Origin of the sequence: Stenotrophomonas sp. RIT309 (assembly GCF_000632045.1) — a bacterium.
GTDB lineage: Bacteria > Pseudomonadota > Gammaproteobacteria > Xanthomonadales > Xanthomonadaceae > Stenotrophomonas > Stenotrophomonas indicatrix.
This window is the reverse complement of record NZ_JFYS01000001.1, coordinates 192,859-212,663: the sequence shown is the minus strand read 5'-3', so window position 1 is coordinate 212,663 and position 19,805 is coordinate 192,859. Positions and strand designations below refer to the sequence as shown.

The 19,805-nt window shown below is 64.7% G+C and carries 20 protein-coding genes; 9 read left to right on the top strand and 11 right to left on the bottom strand.

The window, feature by feature from the left end:
- Positions 1-36: 36 nt before the first annotated feature.
- Entirely contained in the window at positions 37-522 is a 486-nt protein-coding gene (locus BW38_RS19380) for a hypothetical protein (protein WP_235189874.1), read from the top strand.
- Between the two features lie 71 nt (positions 523-593).
- Here the strand turns inward: BW38_RS19380 and BW38_RS19385 are convergent, their stop codons facing one another.
- The 3 genes from BW38_RS19385 to BW38_RS19395 form a co-directional block, all read right to left on the bottom strand.
- Positions 594-1,463 (bottom strand): trypsin-like serine protease, encoded by an 870-nt coding sequence (locus BW38_RS19385; RefSeq protein WP_051584870.1) that lies wholly within the window; start codon positions 1,461-1,463, stop codon positions 594-596.
- A 302-nt stretch (positions 1,464-1,765) separates the two neighbouring features.
- Positions 1,766-2,347, bottom strand: coding sequence for a hypothetical protein (locus BW38_RS19390; RefSeq protein ID WP_152543256.1), 582 nt, complete (start codon positions 2,345-2,347; stop codon positions 1,766-1,768).
- Between the two features lie 69 nt (positions 2,348-2,416).
- Positions 2,417-3,589: a serine hydrolase domain-containing protein gene (locus tag BW38_RS19395; RefSeq protein ID WP_152543255.1), complete on the bottom strand. Its 1,173-nt coding sequence runs from the start codon at positions 3,587-3,589 to the stop codon at positions 2,417-2,419.
- Between the two features lie 273 nt (positions 3,590-3,862).
- Between BW38_RS19395 and BW38_RS19400 the strand changes: the two genes are divergently transcribed.
- A complete protein-coding gene (locus tag BW38_RS19400; RefSeq protein ID WP_032974732.1) occupies positions 3,863-4,795 on the top strand; it encodes an ABC transporter six-transmembrane domain-containing protein in 933 nt (310 codons plus the stop codon).
- A gap of 15 nt (positions 4,796-4,810) precedes the next feature.
- Here BW38_RS19400 and BW38_RS19405 read toward each other — a convergent pair whose 3' ends face one another.
- From BW38_RS19405 to BW38_RS19420, 4 genes are read right to left on the bottom strand one after another with little or no spacing between them, the layout of a single operon-like run.
- Complete coding sequence (locus BW38_RS19405; RefSeq protein ID WP_032974731.1) at positions 4,811-5,194, bottom strand: nuclear transport factor 2 family protein; 384 nt, start codon at positions 5,192-5,194, stop codon at positions 4,811-4,813.
- Between the two features lie 49 nt (positions 5,195-5,243).
- Entirely contained in the window at positions 5,244-5,930 is a 687-nt protein-coding gene (locus BW38_RS19410; protein WP_032974730.1) for a hypothetical protein, read from the bottom strand.
- 43 nt (positions 5,931-5,973) lie between these two features.
- Positions 5,974-6,840 (bottom strand): MBL fold metallo-hydrolase, encoded by an 867-nt coding sequence (locus BW38_RS19415; RefSeq protein WP_032974729.1) that lies wholly within the window; start codon positions 6,838-6,840, stop codon positions 5,974-5,976.
- Complete coding sequence (locus BW38_RS19420) at positions 6,837-7,691, bottom strand: MBL fold metallo-hydrolase (RefSeq protein ID WP_081794507.1); 855 nt, start codon at positions 7,689-7,691, stop codon at positions 6,837-6,839. Before BW38_RS19420 ends, BW38_RS19415 begins: the two co-directional genes overlap by 4 nt.
- A 99-nt stretch (positions 7,692-7,790) precedes the next feature.
- On the opposite strand from BW38_RS19420, the gene gcvA reads away from it, so the two are divergent.
- Positions 7,791-8,702 (top strand): transcriptional regulator GcvA, encoded by a 912-nt coding sequence (gene gcvA / locus BW38_RS19425; RefSeq protein WP_161763220.1) that lies wholly within the window; start codon positions 7,791-7,793, stop codon positions 8,700-8,702.
- A 14-nt stretch (positions 8,703-8,716) separates the two neighbouring features.
- Here gcvA and BW38_RS19430 read toward each other — a convergent pair whose 3' ends face one another.
- Together BW38_RS19430 and BW38_RS19435 are read right to left on the bottom strand one after the other, a co-directional pair.
- Positions 8,717-9,625 carry a methylenetetrahydrofolate reductase gene (locus BW38_RS19430; RefSeq protein WP_032974725.1) on the bottom strand — a complete coding sequence of 303 codons (909 nt, stop codon included), beginning with the start codon at positions 9,623-9,625 and terminating at the stop codon, positions 8,717-8,719.
- Positions 9,625-10,539 (bottom strand): LysR family transcriptional regulator, encoded by a 915-nt coding sequence (locus tag BW38_RS19435; protein ID WP_032974724.1) that lies wholly within the window; start codon positions 10,537-10,539, stop codon positions 9,625-9,627. Before BW38_RS19435 ends, BW38_RS19430 begins: the two co-directional genes overlap by 1 nt.
- A 175-nt stretch (positions 10,540-10,714) precedes the next feature.
- On the opposite strand from BW38_RS19435, the gene msuE reads away from it, so the two are divergent.
- The 3 genes from msuE to BW38_RS19450 are packed head-to-tail and all read left to right on the top strand — an operon-like array spanning position 10,715 to position 13,413.
- Positions 10,715-11,296: an FMN reductase gene (msuE, locus tag BW38_RS19440; RefSeq protein ID WP_025874527.1), complete on the top strand. Its 582-nt coding sequence runs from the start codon at positions 10,715-10,717 to the stop codon at positions 11,294-11,296.
- Positions 11,297-11,354: 58 nt separating this feature from the next.
- The gene (locus BW38_RS19445; protein WP_032974723.1) at positions 11,355-12,332 is read left to right on the top strand and encodes a DUF1852 domain-containing protein; all 978 of its coding nucleotides are present in this window, start codon (positions 11,355-11,357) and stop codon (positions 12,330-12,332) included.
- A gap of 40 nt (positions 12,333-12,372) precedes the next feature.
- Complete coding sequence (locus BW38_RS19450; protein ID WP_032974722.1) at positions 12,373-13,413, top strand: methionine synthase; 1,041 nt, start codon at positions 12,373-12,375, stop codon at positions 13,411-13,413.
- Positions 13,414-13,530: 117 nt separating this feature from the next.
- On the opposite strand, the gene BW38_RS19455 is transcribed toward BW38_RS19450, so the two are convergent.
- Entirely contained in the window at positions 13,531-14,535 is a 1,005-nt protein-coding gene (locus BW38_RS19455) for a PHB depolymerase family esterase (protein ID WP_032974721.1), read from the bottom strand.
- An 87-nt stretch (positions 14,536-14,622) separates the two neighbouring features.
- On the bottom strand, positions 14,623-16,026 hold the full coding sequence (locus tag BW38_RS19460; RefSeq protein ID WP_032974720.1) for a GntP family permease: 1,404 nt from the start codon (positions 16,024-16,026) through the stop codon (positions 14,623-14,625).
- Between the two features lie 181 nt (positions 16,027-16,207).
- Here BW38_RS19460 and BW38_RS19465 point away from each other — a divergent pair, with 181 nt between their 5' ends.
- From BW38_RS19465 to BW38_RS19475, 3 genes are read left to right on the top strand one after another with little or no spacing between them, the layout of a single operon-like run.
- Positions 16,208-18,382, top strand: a complete 2,175-nt coding sequence (locus BW38_RS19465; RefSeq protein ID WP_032974868.1) for a TonB-dependent receptor — start codon at positions 16,208-16,210, stop codon at positions 18,380-18,382.
- Positions 18,383-18,393: 11 nt separating this feature from the next.
- Positions 18,394-19,272 carry an alpha/beta hydrolase gene (locus tag BW38_RS19470; RefSeq protein ID WP_032974719.1) on the top strand — a complete coding sequence of 293 codons (879 nt, stop codon included), beginning with the start codon at positions 18,394-18,396 and terminating at the stop codon, positions 19,270-19,272.
- Positions 19,269-19,754 carry a MaoC family dehydratase gene (locus BW38_RS19475; RefSeq protein WP_235189872.1) on the top strand — a complete coding sequence of 162 codons (486 nt, stop codon included), beginning with the start codon at positions 19,269-19,271 and terminating at the stop codon, positions 19,752-19,754. Before BW38_RS19470 ends, BW38_RS19475 begins: the two co-directional genes overlap by 4 nt.
- Positions 19,755-19,805: the final 51 nt, after the last annotated feature.

Here is a 19,805-nt window from a genome sequence, read left to right as displayed (position 1 = left end):
CGTTACGATGCCTGGCTCAACTGACCAGAGATACGCGTGCCCGTCTCCACTCGCCTGTTGCTTGCCATCGCAGCTTCCCTGCTCCCGCTTTCCGGGACGATCGCAGCACCGTCCACCCTGCCCGCCTCCACCGCCCCGGCCAGCAGCTGCCAGGACGACGCGTCCCGCTGCCCCGCATGGATGCCCTCACAGGCCGAGATGCGCAACACCATCGCCGACCATTTCTGCGAGCTGGCTGACCAGGGGCGCATCCAGCCTCGGGTAAAGCCGTTGGTCCGCGCCGAATCCTCGCCACTGAACTGTGGTGCGCTGGGAGAGCAGGCCGGTTCGAACTTTGTCTGCGGCGGTGAAATGCGCTTCATCGGCAAGGGCGGCGAAATGGACACCATCACGTTCAGTCCGACGCTTCGCCGCGAGGAGGATGGGCGCATCGCGTTCTACGTGGGCAATGACGAGGAGGGTCAACAGGTGTGGCGGGTGCCCGCCCCGCGGGCCACCTCAGCGACATGCGCTGGGCGCTGAGCGCTGAGCGCGGCACATCTGCGCGCGCTCCGCTTCAGACCAGTTTGTGCGGGATTTCACGATCGAACCTGTTACGGACGTCCATTTCCAAGTGAGCCATTGGCGCGTCCGGTTTTACTGGGCGGCAGGCTATCGTCCCCCTGCCGCATGACGGCCTCGATCCAGTCGACGTAGCGTGACACGCGAACGTTGTGGACCATCTGCCCATAGAAGCCCGCTTCAAGGGCATGCTCGGGTACGGCCGTGATCCAGGACCCCAGTCCCACCAATTGCCAGGTGCCGTGGTCGTTGACCACAAGCGGACCACCGCTGTCTCCACTTCCCAGTACGCCCTCAAGCGGCAGGCCCTGCGGCGGCGGATCGAACCGGTACCAGAGATACCGCTGATTGCCGCCGGTAATCGTGTTGTGGGCCCGCCGCAGGGATGTACGGTGCGGCGCATCCGGCAACTGGCCAACCGCACCGCTGCCGGTGGCGCCCTTCCCTATCAGGACGGCGACCTGCGTGACCTCTGCTGAACCCCGATACAGCGCCACGGGCGTGGCATCGGTCACCGGCGCGGCAAGCTTGATCAGCGCGATGTCATCCGAGGCCGCCAGGAAGGCATGGATCCGGGAAGGACTTCCTGTTGCCATCGCCTCCTTGCCCAGGGCCTCGGGCATCCTCCGGTAGCCGGGATGCAGGAATACGCGTTCAACGCCATACGCGTTGCCATTGATCGCGATCGTTGCTCCCATCCCTTCCATCGGCGCTGCATGCGCTGCGGTCAGCACCCAACGCGGGGCGATGAGAACGCCGTGCCCCTCTCCTGGCATGTCCGCCAGCGCCGGGAAGTCAGATCGTTCGATGCGGTACCTGCCATCGTCGACATCATCACGGATGACGATGGCCCCGGCAGCGAACGGGAGCGCGGCAAGCAGCAGAAAGAGCCAGCGATTCATCGTAAGCATTCATCCTTGGGGTCGATCAATCCAGCCTAGCCAAACGCATCGACACTGCTGATGGACGCGCGACCAATTCCCGTGGTGGCCGACGAAGGGATGGAAACCACGACTGAAACCGGGACGCGCCGAGACGTTTAGTGTTCACCGCGCAAGGCGAGCCTCGCATTCCTGCGGATCGAACAGGCCGTACGTGCGCAGGATTTCGAGATTGGTTCGCGCCCTCGAATCCCCCTGTTCACAGCCCCGGAGCGAAGATCGGGAACCAGGAAGGACCCCCGTCCATGAGAACGTCGCGCACTTCACCGGGTGAAGTACAGACACCCGGCCACGGCGATCGGCATCGGGTCGGCCTCGATGCGCTGGGCCACCAGTGCCATCACTTCGATGCCATCGCCGTCGGCTTCGGGTGCTGACTGGACCACCCGCATTCCTCCGCGTTCGCCCTGCGTCCCCGGCCCATCGAGGGAAAGCGCTTTGGCGAGGTCTGCAGCAAGGGCTGCATCGAAGACAGCCACCACGGAACTGCGCGACAGTATCAGCCGCGGGGACGGATGACCGAAGACCAGAGCCGGTGCTGGAAGCTTCATTTCCGCGACAACGCCGGGCATGTCGCCCAGTGCGTTGCTGTAACCCCCACCCTTGCCGGCGATCGGCTGCCAGCCGGCCGATGGCTTCCCGCGGGTTGCGATGTCACGCAATTGATGGGCCAACACCCGGAATGCGGTGCGATCCGCCTTGCAGGACACGAGTGCCAGCGCCTGATCGATTTCATCCTGCTTGGGAACGGTGCTGCGGATCGATTCTGCTGCCGGGGCGTTCGGGGCAATGACAAGCCCCAAGCCTGCGAGCAGTAGAATCCTGTTCAACGTACGGGTGATCAATGCGCAATGCTCCTGCCTGGGGTGCCAACACTGTTCGGCACGACACCGGACAGCTGGGAAACACCCTCTCTATCGGGAAACATCATTGCCAGCGAGAGCTTCCCGCGCGGCGATTTTTTCGACCATCGCATCGATCGCAGCCTCCATGGCGCGCGCCGTCTGGTCGCCGCTCTGGTTGGTGATGATGAAGATGCCAAGATCGTACTTGGGCACGATGTAGATGTAGCACTGCGACCGCGGTACGCCACCATGATGCGCATGGTAGACGCCCTTCAGCTGGTCACCGGAAACGATGTTCCAGAAGTAGCCGATGCTGAACTCCGAATCGAACGTGACCAGAGGGCGATGCGACTCCTTTACCACAGGCCCGTTGGCCAGCTGGAACCTGAGGTACTTCACCATTTCCGGGACAGTTGCCTTCACGTTCCCGGAGGCGCCCCACGGCAACTGTGGCATCGGCGTGGTCGGTATCGGGTTGTCGCTGTGATAGCCGACCGCAAGCCGGGACGCTTCGCTGTCGCTGAGTCTGATTCTGAGACCCGTCATCGCCGCGGAATCGCCAAGGAATCCGCGTAACAGCGACTCGTAGTCGCTGTTGTAGACGGTTTCCAGGATATGCGCTGTCAGTTCCGTTCCGGCACTGGAGTAGGCGTAGTCCTTGCCGGGTGCCCGGTCAATCTCGACGGCGTGCAGATCCTTGAAGAAATCAGCCTTGCCGTAGTGTGCATAGAGGGTGTTGAGTTCGCTGGGCGTACGATGATCGGTGAAGTCCTCCAACACCGTGTTCGCGCGTTCCGGCAGCATGTTCGGCAGGCCGCTGGTGTGCGACAGCAGATGGCGGATGCGGATGGGCTCGCCCTTGTACTGCAGGTTCGGATAGTCCCCCTGCAGGTACTGCCGGACGTCGTCGTCCAGACTGACCTTGTGTTCCAGAACGGCATTGGCCATCAGGGTGCCGGCCAGGGTCTTGCTCAACGAGCCGATCTCGTAGAGGGTCGCATCGGTTGGAGGGCCAGGCTTGCCGGTTTCCATGTTGCCGCGATGACGGACGAATTCCTCGCCCCGGTACACGACGCCGATCGAGGTCGAATGAAGCAGCGGCTGCTGGATCAGCGTCGCGGCAACTTCGCCGATCTCCGCCCCGAGATCCTTCGTTGCGGCCTTCTCGCTGGCGCAGCCTGCCGCCAACAACGCCGCGAATACGACCAAGCTGCCGAGCCATCGCCTGTTTCGAACAGTCATCGGATTCGCATGCATGCGTAGGCGCTTGAAGGGAGGTGGGAAAAGGGCCCTTAAGATACCCGATGGCAGGGGCTCGATTGCCGATGGATGCCGAGCCTCGCCCCGGGTCGAGCTCCCCTGGCCGGTGCACGCCCGTCGCTGAACGCTGCCAGCATCTCCACGCAATCTCCATCGCTCCTCCATGCTCCCTCCAAAGGACTGCAGATACTGGCAGCGATCAGGGGAAATGCCTCCATCGATCCCCTGCCCCATCCTCGATCTGCCCAGGTCCCCATGAAGCCCCCACACGATCCGGCCGTCGCAGCCGGCAGCATCGGCCAGCAGAATGCGGCCGCCACCCTGAAAGCCATCCTGCGCACCTACCCCTGGCAGCTCACCGGCACCTTTTCGCTGGTGGCGCTGGAGAATGCGCTGCTGCTGGCCTATCCGCTGTTCGCCGGCTTCGCGGTGGACGCGATCATCCGTGGCAACGTCGGCCATGCCATTCCCTACGCCGGCGTGGTGCTGCTGTTCTGGCTGGTAGGCGCCGCCCGCCGTGCGGTCGATACACGCACCTTCACCCGTATCTACGCCGATCTGGCCGTAAACGTGGTGCAGGCGCAGCGGCGCCTTGGCCAGGCCACCTCCACCTCGGCGGCGCGCGTGGTACTGGCCCGCGAGTTCGTCGACTTCTTCGAGAAGCACGTGCCGATCATCGCCACTGCGCTCGTTTCCATGTTCGGCGCGGCGGCGATGCTGCTGGCAATCGAACCCCTGGTTGGGGCCGCCAGCCTCATCGCCCTGCTCGGTGCGCTGGTGTTGCTGCCCTCGTTCGCTCGCCGCAACGAGCAGTTGCACGGCCGCCTGAACAACCGGCTGGAGCATGAAATCCGGCTGGTCGACCGGGTCGGCCCGTCGGTACTACGCCGCCACTACCGCACCCTGTCGCGACTGCGCATCCTGCTGTCCGATCGCGAGGCTGGTGCCTTCGTGGTGGTCGGCGCGGCTGCTGCGGTGCTGTTTGCCTTGACCATCGGCCGCCTCGCCACGACCGATGGCGTGACCCCTGGCCACGTCTATGCGGTGATGACCTACCTGTGGACCTTTGTCGGCAGCCTGGACGATGCACCGTCGATGGTCGACCAGCTGGCAAGGCTGAAGGACATCGGCCGCCGGGTGAGCCCGGGAATGGAGGATGCGGAGAACAACGTCCACTCCGGGCCATGAACCACCGCCGACTGTCTAGGCGATTGTCTCCATTGCTGCGGGCAGAGCGACAACCGAGCCGCCCAGCACTTGCCAGACACCGGCCGTCTTCGCCCAGAAGCGGCAGTACCTGAAGCGGCCAGAGAAGGCTGCGCCATCGAAGGTTCCGGCCAGGGCCGCAGTGGTGAGTGCAACAGCGGTTTGATCATGCAGGGCAATCTCCACCGATTGCCATTCGGCCATGCTCAGCTTCTGGCGCCCTGAACGATGCAGGGCCAGATCATCCTGCTTGCCAAACACTTCGCCCGAAGGCCCCACAAAGATCAGGGCGTCTGCAATCAGGCCATCCAGCGCGGCCACGTCGCTGGTGAGCATCGCGATGCGCAGCGCTTCTTCGAGCTGCCGTATTTCAGTGTCCATGCCGGCTCCATGGTAGTTGGGCGATTGCTGCGTCAGTGACAACCTGCCATCACTGCCGATGGGCTTCGGGCGCCAGGGTATGGATCACCCTGCCCTGCGCGTCCAGGAACTCGATGGCCCCGTAGCCTTCCGGCGTTACGGTCAGGCGCAGCCTGGCGCGGTCCTGTTGATCGTTCAGCGCGATGGCAGGGGTGCCATCGGCAGCCACCGCCATCTCGATGCGTGTTGGCGTCTGCACCCCCGGAATCAGGCGATTGTCCAGCCGCGGCTCGCGAATCAGCGGCGGCGCCTGGTTGATCGAGAACCGAACGTCGCCGTCGGGCGACACACGCCAGCCAATTGCATCCATGGCCGGGTGGTCAAGCGCCAGTACGGCCATGCCGCCCTCCACGTCTGCGGTTCCAAAGCCACCGCGCTCGCTCCCCTTGTGGTCGTACAGCACAATGCCCGCCACATTGAAGGCTCGCTTGTACTGGATGCCATCGATGATGGGCGGTGGCGTCTGGCCCGAGAGCGTCATCCGGATCACTCCGTTCTCGTCGACGATATCGATCCGCCGCGCCGTGATGCGTTCTTTGTCGGGAGCATCCACGCGGGTCTGCGGCGAGGTGCTGACGATCACCTTCTGCAGCTGCTCGACCGAGGGGCGTTTGGGGCTGGTGGTTTCCGCCGCCAGGGCGGCCATGGAGAAAGAAGAAAGCGCGACGGCGGTTGCAATGCAGTGTGTTCGATTCATGGGTTCTCCCAGGGCCAGGAATGATTCAGGCGCGGATACGGGACTACGCCGGCCATGTCAGCCACGCGCCCGGCTCGACGACCTGCACGGCCACGGCACGGTCACCGGCTGCCCTGCGAAGCCGCCCGAGCGGGTCGTCCACTTCCGCATAGTTGTCCATTCCGCTGATGCCATAGTGAATGGGCACCAGCGTGCGTGCGCCGAGGATTGCCGCCGCTGCCACCGCCTGCTCCGGCGTCAGTACGCCAGGCTGGCCACTTACGGGCTCGCGCCAGCCGAACGTGGCGCCATTGATGGGGAGGAAGGCCGCATCGAACGGTCCGAACTGGCGCCCGATACGCCACCAATGGCCGTGCCATTGGGTGTCGCCGCCATGGAAGATGCGTCGGCCGCCCGCTGTTACCACCCAGGAAACCTGCGTATCGCCGTAGCCGTCCGATGCCGGTACCGGCGTTGCAGTGAAGTCGCCCAGCAATTGGGGCTCCCACAGCGCGCTCGGCCGTGCACGTGCGGCTGCGGGTAGCGGCATGGGCCGCAGGCCGGCTGGATATGCGAGTGTTCCCCCTTTGCTGAGCGCCGCCGCAACCGCATCGGCATCGAAGTGATCGGAGTGGGTGTGGGTGACCAGCACGTGGCTTTCGCCCAGCACATCGTTCACCGGCACCAGCCGGTCCGGCAATGCCTTGCCCCACGTTGCGGGATTCACCAGCGGATCAATCAGCAGCGTGCTCTCCGGTAGCTGTAGCCGCACCCCGGCCCACGCCAATCGCTGGGCCCGCAGGCTGCGCATCTCCGCCGGTGGCGCAGCGGAACCGGCAGGGACCAGCGCAGCAGCGGCCACACCGGCGCAACGGGCAAGGAAGCGTCTGCGACTGCCCAGCGCCGGTGCGTTGATGGCATCGTGTTTCATGCGGCCTGCTCCCTTGCTGCCAGCGCAGCATCCAGGGAGAAGATCGACTGCGCGACGATCGCCGTGAGATTGTGTCCATGCCATTCTCGTTCGAATGCCGTCGGCGTTACCCCCGACGCGATGCAATCCTCCAGTCTGATGGCTGCCATCAGCGCCGTGGTTTCCGTCGGCGCGGTTCGCAGCCGGATATCCACGACGATCTCCTGCATCCGCTGCAGGTAGTGGAGTGCATTGCCCAGCACCGCCGCATCGAAGACCCCGATATGCCCGCCGACCACCCTGCTGCGCCCGAACTGCTGGATACGGCCGATGGCGGCGCGCTGCAGCGCCGGGTCCGACCGGGAGAGATAGACGATGTTGCCGACGATGTTGTCGCCCACGCAGACCAGATCGGCGCTCGGCACATCCACGCTCATGTGGTCCATCGTCTTGCCGGGGTTGTACAGGAAGCGCAGCTGGTGGCGCCCCCAGCGCATGGCGAGATTGTCGAACACGATATCGGGATCGCGGTAGCGTGATGCCACCGGTTGGTTCTGCGAAAGAAAGGCATGCCGGTGATGGCGGTGCGCCAGGGTCAGCGCCTCCGGAAACAGCGTCATGCCACAGATGTGGTCGCTCATGAAATGGGTGGCGGCAACCAGTCGTACCCTCTTGCCCATCTGCCCGTGCAGTACGTCCCGCAACCAGGCGGCATCCTCCTCGCTGCCCAACGCGTCCACCAGCAGCACCTGGTCTCCGTTGACGAAGGCGGTAGCGACCGATTCAATCTGGTCACCGACGAACATCAGCACATCTGGGGCAAGCTCCTGAATTCGCACGGCGGGCTTTCCGGGTGGGAGGATCGGCATCATCACCAGCTCATGCGGCACCCGGCAAACGAGTAGTTCTACGCTTCGCGTTAGAAAAATTCATGCGCTACGATGACAGGGCCCCTGCTTTGGATGGTGCCCGTGAAACCCCGCCCCACTGCCCCACTGAATGCGCTGCGCACGTTCGAAGCGGCTGCCCGCCACCTCAGCTTCAATCAGGCGGCGCGCGAACTGTTCGTCACCCCGGCTGCGGTCAGCCATCAGGTCAAACACCTCGAGGCCTATCTGGGCGTAAGCCTGTTCCAGCGCAATCACCGCGCCGTGGCGCTCACATCAGACGGCGCGGCGCTGGCAACAACGGTCGGCGATCTACTTGGGCAGCTGGACCTGGCGTTGGAGCGCGCCAGGACGCGCGCACCACACGAGCTGCGGGTGACAACCATGGAGTCGTTCGCCGCGAAATGGCTGGCCCCAAGGCTGCATCGCTTTCACCATGCGCACCCCAATGTCCGGGTGCGCATCGACACCGGCAATGAACACGCCGACTTTCTGCGCGGAGGATTCGATGTCGGCATCCGCTACGGTGCAGGCAACTACACCGGCGTGCGCGCTGAGCTGCTGTTGAAGGCGCCGGTATTCCCTGTGTCCTCGCCCGCGCTGCTGGCCGGCACTGCTGGCCGGCTGCAGCGGTCTGATGATCTGCGCCACTGCACCTTGTTGCACGATGAAAGTGCCACGGACCGCCCCGGCGTGCCGGCGTGGTCACACTGGCTGGAGGCTGCCGGCGCCATCAACGTCAACGCAAGCGCCGGGCCGGTCTTCCCCAGCATCTATCTTGCGCAGGAAGCGGCGGTGGCCGGCCATGGCGTGGCGCTCGGCGTGGCGCCGCTGGTGGAGGACGATCTCCGCCAAGGCAGGCTGGTGAAACCCTTCAGCCTGGAGCTGGAGAACCGTTACGCATTCTGGTTGATCCGTCGGGAGATGGCTCAGGACCGCCCCGATGTGCAGGCGTTCTGCCAATGGCTGGGTGAGGAGTGCAGTGATCGGCCATGACAGGCCCATGCGTGTCATGACGGTTCATCGGCAACAGGTGAGCCGGTCGTGTGCGCATCGCCTGCGCGCATCCGGTAGTGCTCCACCCACTCCATGGTCGGTGCGATACCGCCGAAGGGAAACAGATGCGGGCTGACCTGCCCATGGGCTTCGGTCAAGCCCTCTACCAAGCGATCCACGAACATATCCGGCCCGGCTCTTCCCAGCAGGCGGCCGATGGAGATGCCGTAGCGGGACAGCATCGAGGTGCTTGCAGCGACGCCGCACATGGCCGCATAGCGTACAAGCCGCGCGATGCTGGCCGGCCCGGGAACGCCCACCAGCACCGGATGGGTGATGCCACGGGCGCGCAGTTCATTCAACCAGGCCAGAACGATACCGGCGTCGAATGCGAACTGGGTGATGACCAGCGGTGCCATGCCTCGCTCTTCGATACGCTGGCACTTGTTTTCAAGCACGCGCCACCTCTCGTCGCTGGTCATCACCGGATGGCCTTGCGGATGCCCGCCCACCCCCACGACCTTGATGCCGGCGCGCTCGAGAATGCCGCTCTCGATGATCGATGTGCTGTCGGCGAACGGCCCGGCAGGCGTGGCAAGATCGCCTGCGATCACGAAACAGCGCTCAATGCCGGCGTCGATGACGGCATGCTCGATGAAGTGCTCAAGCGCCGCCCGCGAGCCGATGCGGCGTGCGGAAAGGTGCGGCATCGGCTCGAACCCCAGTTCGCGCACCCTGCGTGCCGCGGCCAGTCGCGCAGCATCGTCCTCGCTCGGCAGGTAGGGAATGGAGATCGTCGTCCCCCGTGCAATGCGGGCGGCTTCGGCGCGCAACGCAGGCATGGCCTTGGCACTGACTTCCAATGAAAAGGCGTTGACGAAGGTCTGCGCCAGTGGCTCCATGCGGCCAACGCCTGCTGACATCAGCCGGCTCCAGGCAGGTTGCCGGCGCTTGTGGAGCTGTTCCGTGCCAGTTCGACAAACGCCTGCAGGTAATCGATACCGGTATCGGCCTCACGCGCGCCCAGGTAGATCTGCTTGGGAATGCCTTTCGCACCCAGACGCACCGGTACCACGTCCATGCGGGCTGCATATTCCTCCACCAGCCAACGTGGCATGGCGGCCACGCCGCGACCGCTGGCCACCATCTGCATCATGATGTCGGTGGTTTCGATGGCCTTGTGGCGCCGGGGCGTGACCCCGGCAGGCAGCAGGAACTGGTTGTAGATGTCCAGCCGCTCGAACGGCACCGGATAGCTGATGAGTACTTCCTGGCTGAGCTGGCGGGGCTTGACGTGCTCGACCGACGCCAGCGCATGGCCCTTGGCCACCACCAGCACCTGCTCGTAATCGAAGACGGGGACGAACTTCAGGCCCGGCTTCAACAGCGGGTCGGGCGTGACCAGCAGGTCGATTTCATAGCCGAACAGGGCGCCGATGCCGCCGAACTGGAACTTCTGCTTGACGTCCACATCGACGTCGGGCCAGCTGGCCAGATAGGGCGAGACGATCTTCAGCAGCCACTGGTAGCAGGGGTGGCATTCCATGCCGATGCGCAGCGCGCCACGCTCGCCCTGCGCGAACTGGCCCAGCCGTTCCTCGGCCAGGTCCAGCTGCGGCAGCACCCGGTTGGCCACCGCCAGCAGGTACTGGCCCGCCTGGGTCAAGCGCAGGCTGCGGCCTTCGCGCAACCAGACGTTGGTGCCCAACTGCTGCTCCAGCTTCTTCATGCTGTGGCTCAGGGCTGATTGGGTCAGGTTCAGCACACCGGCGGCGGCGGTCAGCGAGCCTTGCTGTTCGACCTGCTGCACGATGCTGAGATGGATCCGCTCCAACATGACGATGAATCTCACTCATGGATTGGTGAAGTAATACCATTTTACGTCATGGGAAGGGCTGGCTAGCATCGGCTCATGCCTTCGGATCCCTGCCAGCGCGGCTACCCAGCCGGCACGCAGGACTGCGCCCCTGCAGGTCAACCCGAAGCAGCCCCTCCCCTGCTGAAGCGAAGAGATGACCCGCCCCCTCCGTATCGTCGCCGTTTCCGGCGGGCTGCAGCGCCCCTCAAGGGCCGCGACCCTGGCCGAGCACCTGCTGGACCTGATCGGCGAAGGCGTCCCCTGCGATCAGCACCTGATTGAACTGGGTGAACTGGCGCCACAACTGGCCGGTGCGCTCCGGCGCTCGCAGTTGCCCGAAACCGTGGAGCGGCAGTTGGCCGCTGTCGAGCGTGCCGATGTGCTGGTGGTGGTTACGCCGGTCTACCGCGGTTCGTACACCGGCCTGTTCAAGCACTTTTTCGATTTCATCGACCAGGACGCGCTGGTCGATACCCCGATCCTGCTGGCCGCCACTGGGGGCAGCGAGCGCCACGCGCTGGTGATCGACCACCAGCTGCGACCGCTTTTCAGCTTCTTCCAGGCGCGAACGCTGCCCTTGGGTGTCTACGCAACCGACAAGGATTTCGCAGACGGCTGCGTGCAGAACGAGGCCCTGATGCAGCGGGCGCGGCTGGCGGTGCAGCGAGCGATGCCCCTGCTTGCCCTCTCCCATCGTGCAGCACCTGCCGTTACCGAGGCCGCTGCAGTCCTCTGAATGCCGAATGCCAGCGACCTGCATTCGGATGTCACCCCCGCAACCCGGAACGCCGCCCATGACGACCGAGAACTTCACCTTCAGCATCACCCGTATTCCTTTCAACGAGGACTACCAGCCCGCTGACGGCACGCGAATCACCACCAACTTCGCCAACCTGGCCCGCGGCGAATCCCGCCAGGAAAACCTGCGCAACACGCTCGGCATGATCAACAACCGCTTCAACGATCTGGCGCACTGGGACAACCCCAGCGCGGATCGCTACGCGGTCGAGCTGGACATCATCTCGGTGGAGATGCACATCGATGGCAGCGACGGCAGCGATACGTTCCCGTTGATCGAGGTGCTGCGGCCGACCATCGTCGACACGCGTACCGGCGTGCGTACGGAAGGCATCGTCGGCAACAATTTCTCCTCCTACGTCCGCGACTACGATTTCAGCGTCGTGCTGCCCGCCAGCAACGAAGGCAAGGCCACCTTCGGCATTCCCGAAGACTTCGGCGATCTTCATGGCAAGCTGTTCAAGCACTTCCTGGCGTCCGACGCCTACCGTGCGCACTTCAGCAAGCCGCCGGTGATCTGCATCAGCGTGTCCAGCAGCAAGACCTACCACCGCACCGAGAACTACCATCCCATCCTGGGCGTCGAGTATCGGCAAGGCGAGTTCTCCCCCACCGACCAGTACTTCGACAAGATGGGGCTGCAGGTGCGTTACTTCATGCCGCCAGGCAGCGTCGCGCCACTGGCGTTCTACTTCCAGGGTGACCTGCTGGGCGACTACTCGAACCTGGAACTGATCGGCACCATCAGCACGATGGAGGCCTTCCAGAAGATCTACCGCCCCGAGATCTACAACGCCAATTCCGTAGCGGGCAAGGTCTACCAGCCCAGCCTGAAGCACCAGGACTATTCGTCCACCCGCATCGTCTACGACCGCGAAGAACGCAGCCAGCTGGCGGTCAAGCAAGGCCGATTCACCGAAGAACACTTCATCAAGCCGTACCGCGCCGTGCTTGAGCAGTGGGCCGCCCGCTGATCCACCGCTTTTCCATTCGCCCCTCAGGACACAAGACGCAATGTCGACGAAGAAACTGCTCCCCACCTCCACCGCAGGCAGCCTGCCCAAGCCCTCCTGGCTGGCCGAGCCCGAAAAGCTCTGGTCGCCCTGGAAGCTGCAGGATGACGGCCTGATTGAAGGCAAGCAGGATGCCCTGCGCCTGTCCCTGCAGGAACAGCAGCACGCCGGCATCGACATCGTCAGTGACGGCGAACAGACACGGCAGCATTTCGTCACCACCTTCATCGAACACCTCAGTGGCGTCGATTTCCAGAAGCGTGAAACCGTCCGCATCCGCGACCGCTACGACGCCAGTGTGCCCACCGTGGTGAGCGCTGTCAGCCGCCCGAAGCCGGTGTTTGTGGAAGATGCGAAATTCCTGCGCAGGCAGACTACGCAGCCGATCAAATGGGCGCTGCCGGGCCCGATGACCATGATCGACACCCTGTATGACGCGCACTACAAGAGCCGCGAAAAGCTGGCCTGGGAGTTCGCCGGGATCCTCAACCAGGAAGCCAGGGAACTGGAGGCGGCCGGCGTCGACATCATCCAGTTCGACGAACCGGCCTTCAATGTGTTCTTCGACGAAGTGAACGATTGGGGTGTCGCTGCACTGGAGCGCGCGGTCGAAGGGCTCAAGTGCGAAACCGCGGTCCATATCTGCTACGGCTACGGTATCAAGGCCAACACCGACTGGAAGCAGACGCTGGGTTCGGAATGGCGCCAGTATGAAGAATCGTTCCCGAAGCTGCAGACGTCCAGCATCGACATCATCTCGCTGGAATGCCACAACTCGCACGTGCCGATTGACCTGATCGAGCTGGTGCGCGGCAAGAAGGTGATGGTCGGTGCCATCGATGTGGCTTCCAGCACGGTCGAGACGCCGGAAGAAGTGGCCAACACGCTGCGCAAGGCCCTGCAGTTCGTGGATGCTGACAAGCTCTACCCCAGCACCAACTGCGGCATGGCGCCGCTGTCGCGTGACGTAGCACGAGGCAAGCTGCGCGCGCTCAGCGCAGGTGCACAGATCGTCCGCGACGAGCTTCTGGCCCGCGGCTGAGCACGAGTGCGCATGCGGGCGCACACGCTTGGATGGATGAGGCAAAGGCCGCGCGCCAGTGCGGGAGCCCACCGCTCCCACACTGGCGCCGCCTCCCCTGCTCCTGTGCCCCCACACTCAGCGCTGCTGATCCTTCAGGAACAGCCAGGTAATCAACGTGGCATCGGGCCCCTTGGGATCGGTGAACGGCAAACGGGACTGGCTGCCGCTCCAGGCATGCCCCATCCCCTGCACCACGTAATGCTGCACCAGCGTCCTGCCGCCATAGGTGTAGGAGTCAACCGTGTAGGCACGCCCACCCGGCACCTGGCCGTGGAAGGTGCTGGTCGGCACGTACTTCACCGAGTCGTTGTCCACGCCATCGTCAGCCAGGTCGTTGGTCTGCAGGAACTGGCGCACGGCCTGCTGCCCGTTGATCGGGTTCACCGTGGCGTCGGCGGTGCCATGGAAGACCAGCACCGGGATCGGCCGCGGCGACGGCGAGCCCGAGCACTGCCAGGCCAGCCGCCCGTTGCTGTCCGGTGAGTAGATGCTGCCGGCCAACAGCGCATAGGCGCTGCCGGAAATCGTGGTCGCGCCCTTGTACATGCCGCCGGAGTGGATCGCGCCCGCCGCGAACACATCCGAATAACAGGCCAGCATGATCGAAGTCATCGCCCCGCCGGCGGAAATGCCGGTGACGTACACGCGGTGCGGATCGATGCTGTAGCCCGCTTTCACCTTGTCCACGATGCCGGCCAGGATGGAGGCTTCGCCACTGTCGCGCGCCTGGTTGATCGGCAGCTGCCAGTTCCAGCAGCGTGCGGGGTTGGAGGTGACGTTCTGCCGCGGGTAGACCACGATGAAGCCTTCGGTGTCGGCCACCTCGTTGAAGCCGGAGGCCTCGCCCATCAGGTTCGGCCCGGTCACGCAGCCGTGCAGCACCAGCAACAGGGGCAGTGGCCGCGTTTCGTCGTAGCCGGCCGGCACCCACACCTGGTACTCGCGGGCGCCGAACAGATTGCCGTACAGGCCAACGTCCCAATGCCCGGGTGGGTCTGCCGCAGAGGCGGCGCCCGTGGCGGCCAGCCAGGTGCACAGCAGCAGCATCAGCGCCTTGATTGAATCGATTCCAGATTTCATGAGCAGATCCTCATGCGTGAGTCGTGGATGAAGTGGTACCGGAAATCCTCGTGGACCGACCTTCCAGAGGGTGCTGCGACGCCGCTGTCAAACCCAGCCGGTGGCGTAGTAGATGCCGATCACCACGAACACCGCGAGGGTCTTGATGATGGTCACTGCGAAAATGTCCTTGTAGGCCTGCCGATGGGTCAGCCCGGTGACCATCAGCAGGGTGATGACCGCACCGTTGTGCGGCAGGCTGTCCATGCCGCCCGATGCCATCGCGGCAACGCGATGCAGCACCTCCATCGGGATGCCGGCAGCCTGCGCGTTGGCGATGAAGCTCTCCGACATCGCCGCCAGGGCGATGCTCATGCCGCCCGATGCAGAGCCGGTGACACCGGCCAGACCGGTTACGGTGACCGCTTCATGCAGCAGGGGGTCCTTGATCGCCCCCAGCGCGTTGGCCACCACCATGAAGCCGGGCAACGCGGCGATGACCGCGCCGAAGCCATATTCCGAGGCGGTGTTCATGGCTGCCAGCACGGCACCACCGATCGCCGCCTTGGTGCCTTCGGCAAACTGGGTGACCACCGGGCGCCAGGCCAGCGCCAGCACCGACAGGATGCCAACCAGCAGCGCCCCCAGCACGGCCCAGATTGCGGTGATCTTCGCCACGCCCTGCACCACCGGCGCGGCGCTGCCCATGATCGACGGCACGAAGCTGTGCTCCGCACCGTACCAGTGCGGTATGCCCAGGGTGAACAGCTTGTTGGACACAAACACCAGCAGCAACGGCAGCACGGCAATGCCCGCGTGGGCCAGATGGGTGCCTGCGAACGGCGCCGGCTCGTTCACCAGGGTGGCCGGGTCTCCGTAGCCTTCGCCACTGCGCACCGCCGCGCGACGACGCCACTCCAGGTAGGCCATGCCCACCGCAAGCACGAACACACTGCCCAGCGTACCCAGCACCGGAGCCGCCCAGGTATCGGTGCCGAAGAACGTGGTCGGGATGATGTTCTGGATCTGCGGCGTGCCCGGCAATGCGTCCATGGTGAAGCTGAAGCCGCCCACCCCCAGCGTGGCCGGAATCAGGCGCTTGGGGATGTTGCTCTGGCGGAACATCTCGGCCGCGAACGGATAGACCGCGAACACCACCACGAACAATGACACGCCGCCGTAGGTGAGCAGGCCCGACACCAGCACGATCGACAGCATCGCCCGCTGCGGTCCGAACAAGCGGATCGCCGCACCCACGATCGAGCGGGAGAAGCCGGACAGTTCAATCAGCTTGCCGAACACCGCGCCCAGCAGGAACACCGGAAAGTAGAGCTTGAGGAAGCCAACCATCTTGTCCATGAACAAGCCGGTGAACATCGGTGCCACCAGCGAGGGATCGGTGAGCAGCACTGCGCCAAGCGCGGCGATGGGCGCGAACAGGATCACGCTGTAACCGCGGTAGGCCACCAGGATGAGGAAGGCCAGCGCTGCAAGTACGATCAGTAACGACATACGGCGCTTCCGGGTGGGGACGCGCCCAGTATCCGGATCTGGCGACCGCTGCCGACTGGACCTAGGTCCACTCGCCGGTGCGCAACCGCGCCGCTAGCCTAGCGTCCATGGGTGGCAATGGGCCATTCGCCGCGTACATGCCTTGGGGGAGGACCGAATGAAACGGAATTGCTTGAGCCTGATGATCGGCACACTGCTGGCCACCGGGCCGGTTCTGGCGCAGGACGCACCGCAGGGCGCGCCGGCAGCCGCCCGCACCGCTTCGGCCACCAACCTGGACAGCATCACGGTGACCGCACGCAAGCGCGAGGAAACCCTGCAGGAGGTGCCGGTTGCCGTCACCGCCTTTACGTCCGAAGCCCTGGACAAGATGAACGTCCAGGACATCAGCGACCTTGATGGACAGGTCCCCAACCTGACCATCTACGCGGCGCGCGGCGCCAGCAGCACGGTCACCGCCTACATCCGCGGTGTTGGCCAGTCCGACCCTACCTGGGGCGCTGACCCGGGCGTGGGCATCTACCTGGACGACGTCTACATCGCCCGTCCGCAGGGTGCGTTGCTGGACGTGTTCGACGTCTCGCGCATCGAGGTGCTGCGCGGTCCGCAGGGCACGCTGTACGGCAAGAACACCATTGGCGGTGCCATCAAGTACATCTCGCGCGGCCTGCCCACCCAGACCGAAGGCTTCGCCCAGATCACCGTCGGCAACTACAGCCAGTTGGACGCCAAGGCGGCGATCGGCGGCCCGATCGGCGGGGCCGACAGCGGCCTGCGCGCGCGCGTGGCGGTGGCCAGCATGAATCGTGACGGCTTCGGCGAGAACACCTTCACCAACCAGCCGGTCAGTGACAAGCAGATCAATGCCGCACGCTTCAACCTGGGTGCGTATGCGGGCGACGACTTCGACGTGCAGTTCGCCCTGGACTGGATCGACGACCAGTCCGGCATGCGTGGCTCGAAGATGCTGGCACCCAACCCGTTCGTGCGCGCCTACCCGCCGATGGATGACCGCTACGACATCCGCTCGGGCATGCGCAACCTCAACAGCGTGGAGACCAAGGGCGCCTCGGCCACGGTGAACTGGCGGCCCAGCGAAGACGTTGCGCTGAAATACGTGGTGGCCAAGCGCGAATCGGACAGCGACGCGAACATCGACTTCGACAGCACGCCGGTCAAGCTGGCCGATGTAGGTGGCACTTACCATGACGACCAGGTCAGCAACGAGGTGCAGCTGAACTACGATGCCGGCGGCCGCGTGCGCGGCGTGGTGGGCCTGTACCAGTTCAGTGGCGAGGCCGGTGGACAGATCCGCAACAACTTCTTCAACCTGCAGTTCGGCGACACCCGTGGCAAGGTGCTCACCGACAGCATCGCGCTGTATGCCGACTGGACGTTCGACCTGACCAGCAAGCTGAAGCTGGACGTCGGCGCCCGCTACACCGACGAGGACAAGCGCGCGATCGTGCTCAACCGCTTCTACTCCGATGCGACGTTCACCCGTCCGATCGCGGTCGCCGCCGATTTCGACAAGAAGACCAATTTCAAGAACGTCTCGCCCAAGGTGTCGCTGGATTACCAGATCACCCCGGACATCATGGTCTACGGCCTGGCTACGCGTGGCTTCAAGTCCGGCGGCTACAACATCCGCGCCAATGCCGTTGCCGTGCCACGCTCGGCCGAGCCGTTCGATGACGAGACGGTCGACAGCTTCGAGATCGGCAGCAAGATGGCCTTCCTCGACCAGCGCCTGTTCCTGAACCTGTCGGCGTTCCACAACAAGTACAAGGACATCCAGCTGTCGGTGTTCACCGGCATCGATACCAACGGCGACGGTGTCGACGATGCCTTCTTCGGCGACTTCACCAATGCCGGCGCCGGCACCATCAACGGCCTGGAAATCGAGTACCAGTACCTGCCCAGCCAGCACTGGCTGATCTCCGGCAACCTGGCCTGGCTGGATGCCAAGTATGACGAGTACATGGACCGCGGCGTCAATGTGGCCAAGCAGATGAAGTTCACCAACGCACCGGACTTCTCGGGCGCGTTGAACGTGGAGTACCGCACCGACCTGGCCAATGGCAGCAACCTGTCCGCACGGGTGAGCTACAGCTACCAGAGTGAAGTGTGGCCGACCACCGATCTGAGCCCGGTGATCCGCCAGGACGGCTACGGGCTGGTCAATGCCGGCCTGACCTGGAAGCTTGACGACGCCTGGACCTTCTCGCTGCAGGGCACCAACCTGGCCGACAAGGAATACCGCACCACCGGTTACAACATTCCGGCGGTCGGCACGCTGATTGGTTTCTATGGGCCGCCGCGCCAATATAGCCTCAGCGTCCGTTACGATTTCTAGGAAGCTTCTGCATGACACCGTCTTACGATGATCTGTACTGGAAAAGTGACGATGGCCTGCACCTGCATGCGCGTGACCATGCTCCTGCAGGCGCGCAGCCGGTCCGCGGCACCGTGGTCTGCATCCCCGGCCTGACCCGCAATGCCGCCGACTTCGATGCGCTGGCCGCATCGCTGACTGCTGCGGGTTGGCGGGTGATCGCGGTTGACCTGCGAGGACGCGCAGGTTCGGAACGCGCATCGGACCCGTCCAGCTACAACCCGCGCACCTATGCCGACGACATGGTGGCGCTGCTGCGGTCGCAGAACATCGACAAGGCGGTATTCGTCGGCACCTCGCTGGGGGTGCTGGTCACCATCACCCTGGCCTCGCGTGCGCCCGGGCTGATCGCCGCGGCAGTTCTGAACGATGCCGGCCCCAAGGTGCCGCGCGAAGCGCTGGCGCGGATCGGCAAGTACGCCGGCAAGCCCGTGCCACCGATGGACCTGGCACAGGCCACGACCTATGTGGAATCCATCGGCAAGGCCGCGTTCCCGCGCTTCACCGCCGACGACTGGCGGGCGATGGCCGTACGCACGTTCCGCCAGCGCAGCGATGGCCTGCTGGAACTGGACTACGACCCGGCGGTGATCCGCACCACCCGGCCGTGGGTGCTGTGGCTGCTGCGCCCAGTGCTGTGGCGCGCGGTGCGTGGGCTGACCGCACGCGTGCCGGTGCTGGTGGTTCGTGGGGCGTTGTCGGACATCCTGCCTGCCGATGTCGCGCAGCAGATGGCAGCTACATCGCCCAACGCCCGCCTCGTCGAAGTACCGGAGGTGGGTCATGCACCGATGCTGTCCGAGCCCGAGGCGCGTGACGCGATCCTGGCATTGCTGGATCGCGTGCGATGAGTTCCGGCGTGTCGAGGGATGCGCTGCCTGCCGCCCTGCAGGCCCTGCACCAATGGGCGGCAAGCGAGCGGCTGAGCGGCAGCACGCGCATCGCGCAGTCGCGCATCAATGCCTTCGCCGAGGCCACCGGTGACCACAACTGGATCCACACCGATCCCCCCCGCGCACAGACCGGCCTGCCGGGCGGGCAGACCATCGCCCATGGCTTCCTTCTGCTCTCGCTTACCGTAGAGGACGACGTGGCGGCCCTGGCCGGCTTTCCCGGCATCGCCCACGTACTGAACTACGGCTTGAACAAGGTCCGCTTCCTGGCGCCCGTGCCGAGCGGTTCCGAGGTACGGGTGCGCTCGCAGCTGATGTCATTGGAAGCGCGCAGGCCCGGGCAGTGGCTGCTGACCCAGCACAAGACCGTGGAAGTGGTTCCCGCCGGCGAGGCAGCCGTGGTCGCCGAACAGCTGTCGCTGATCGTGCTCCCCGACTAGCGCCGCACCGTCCTCCCGCGCGGGGCGGGCCGGCTGCCCGCCGGCCGCGGT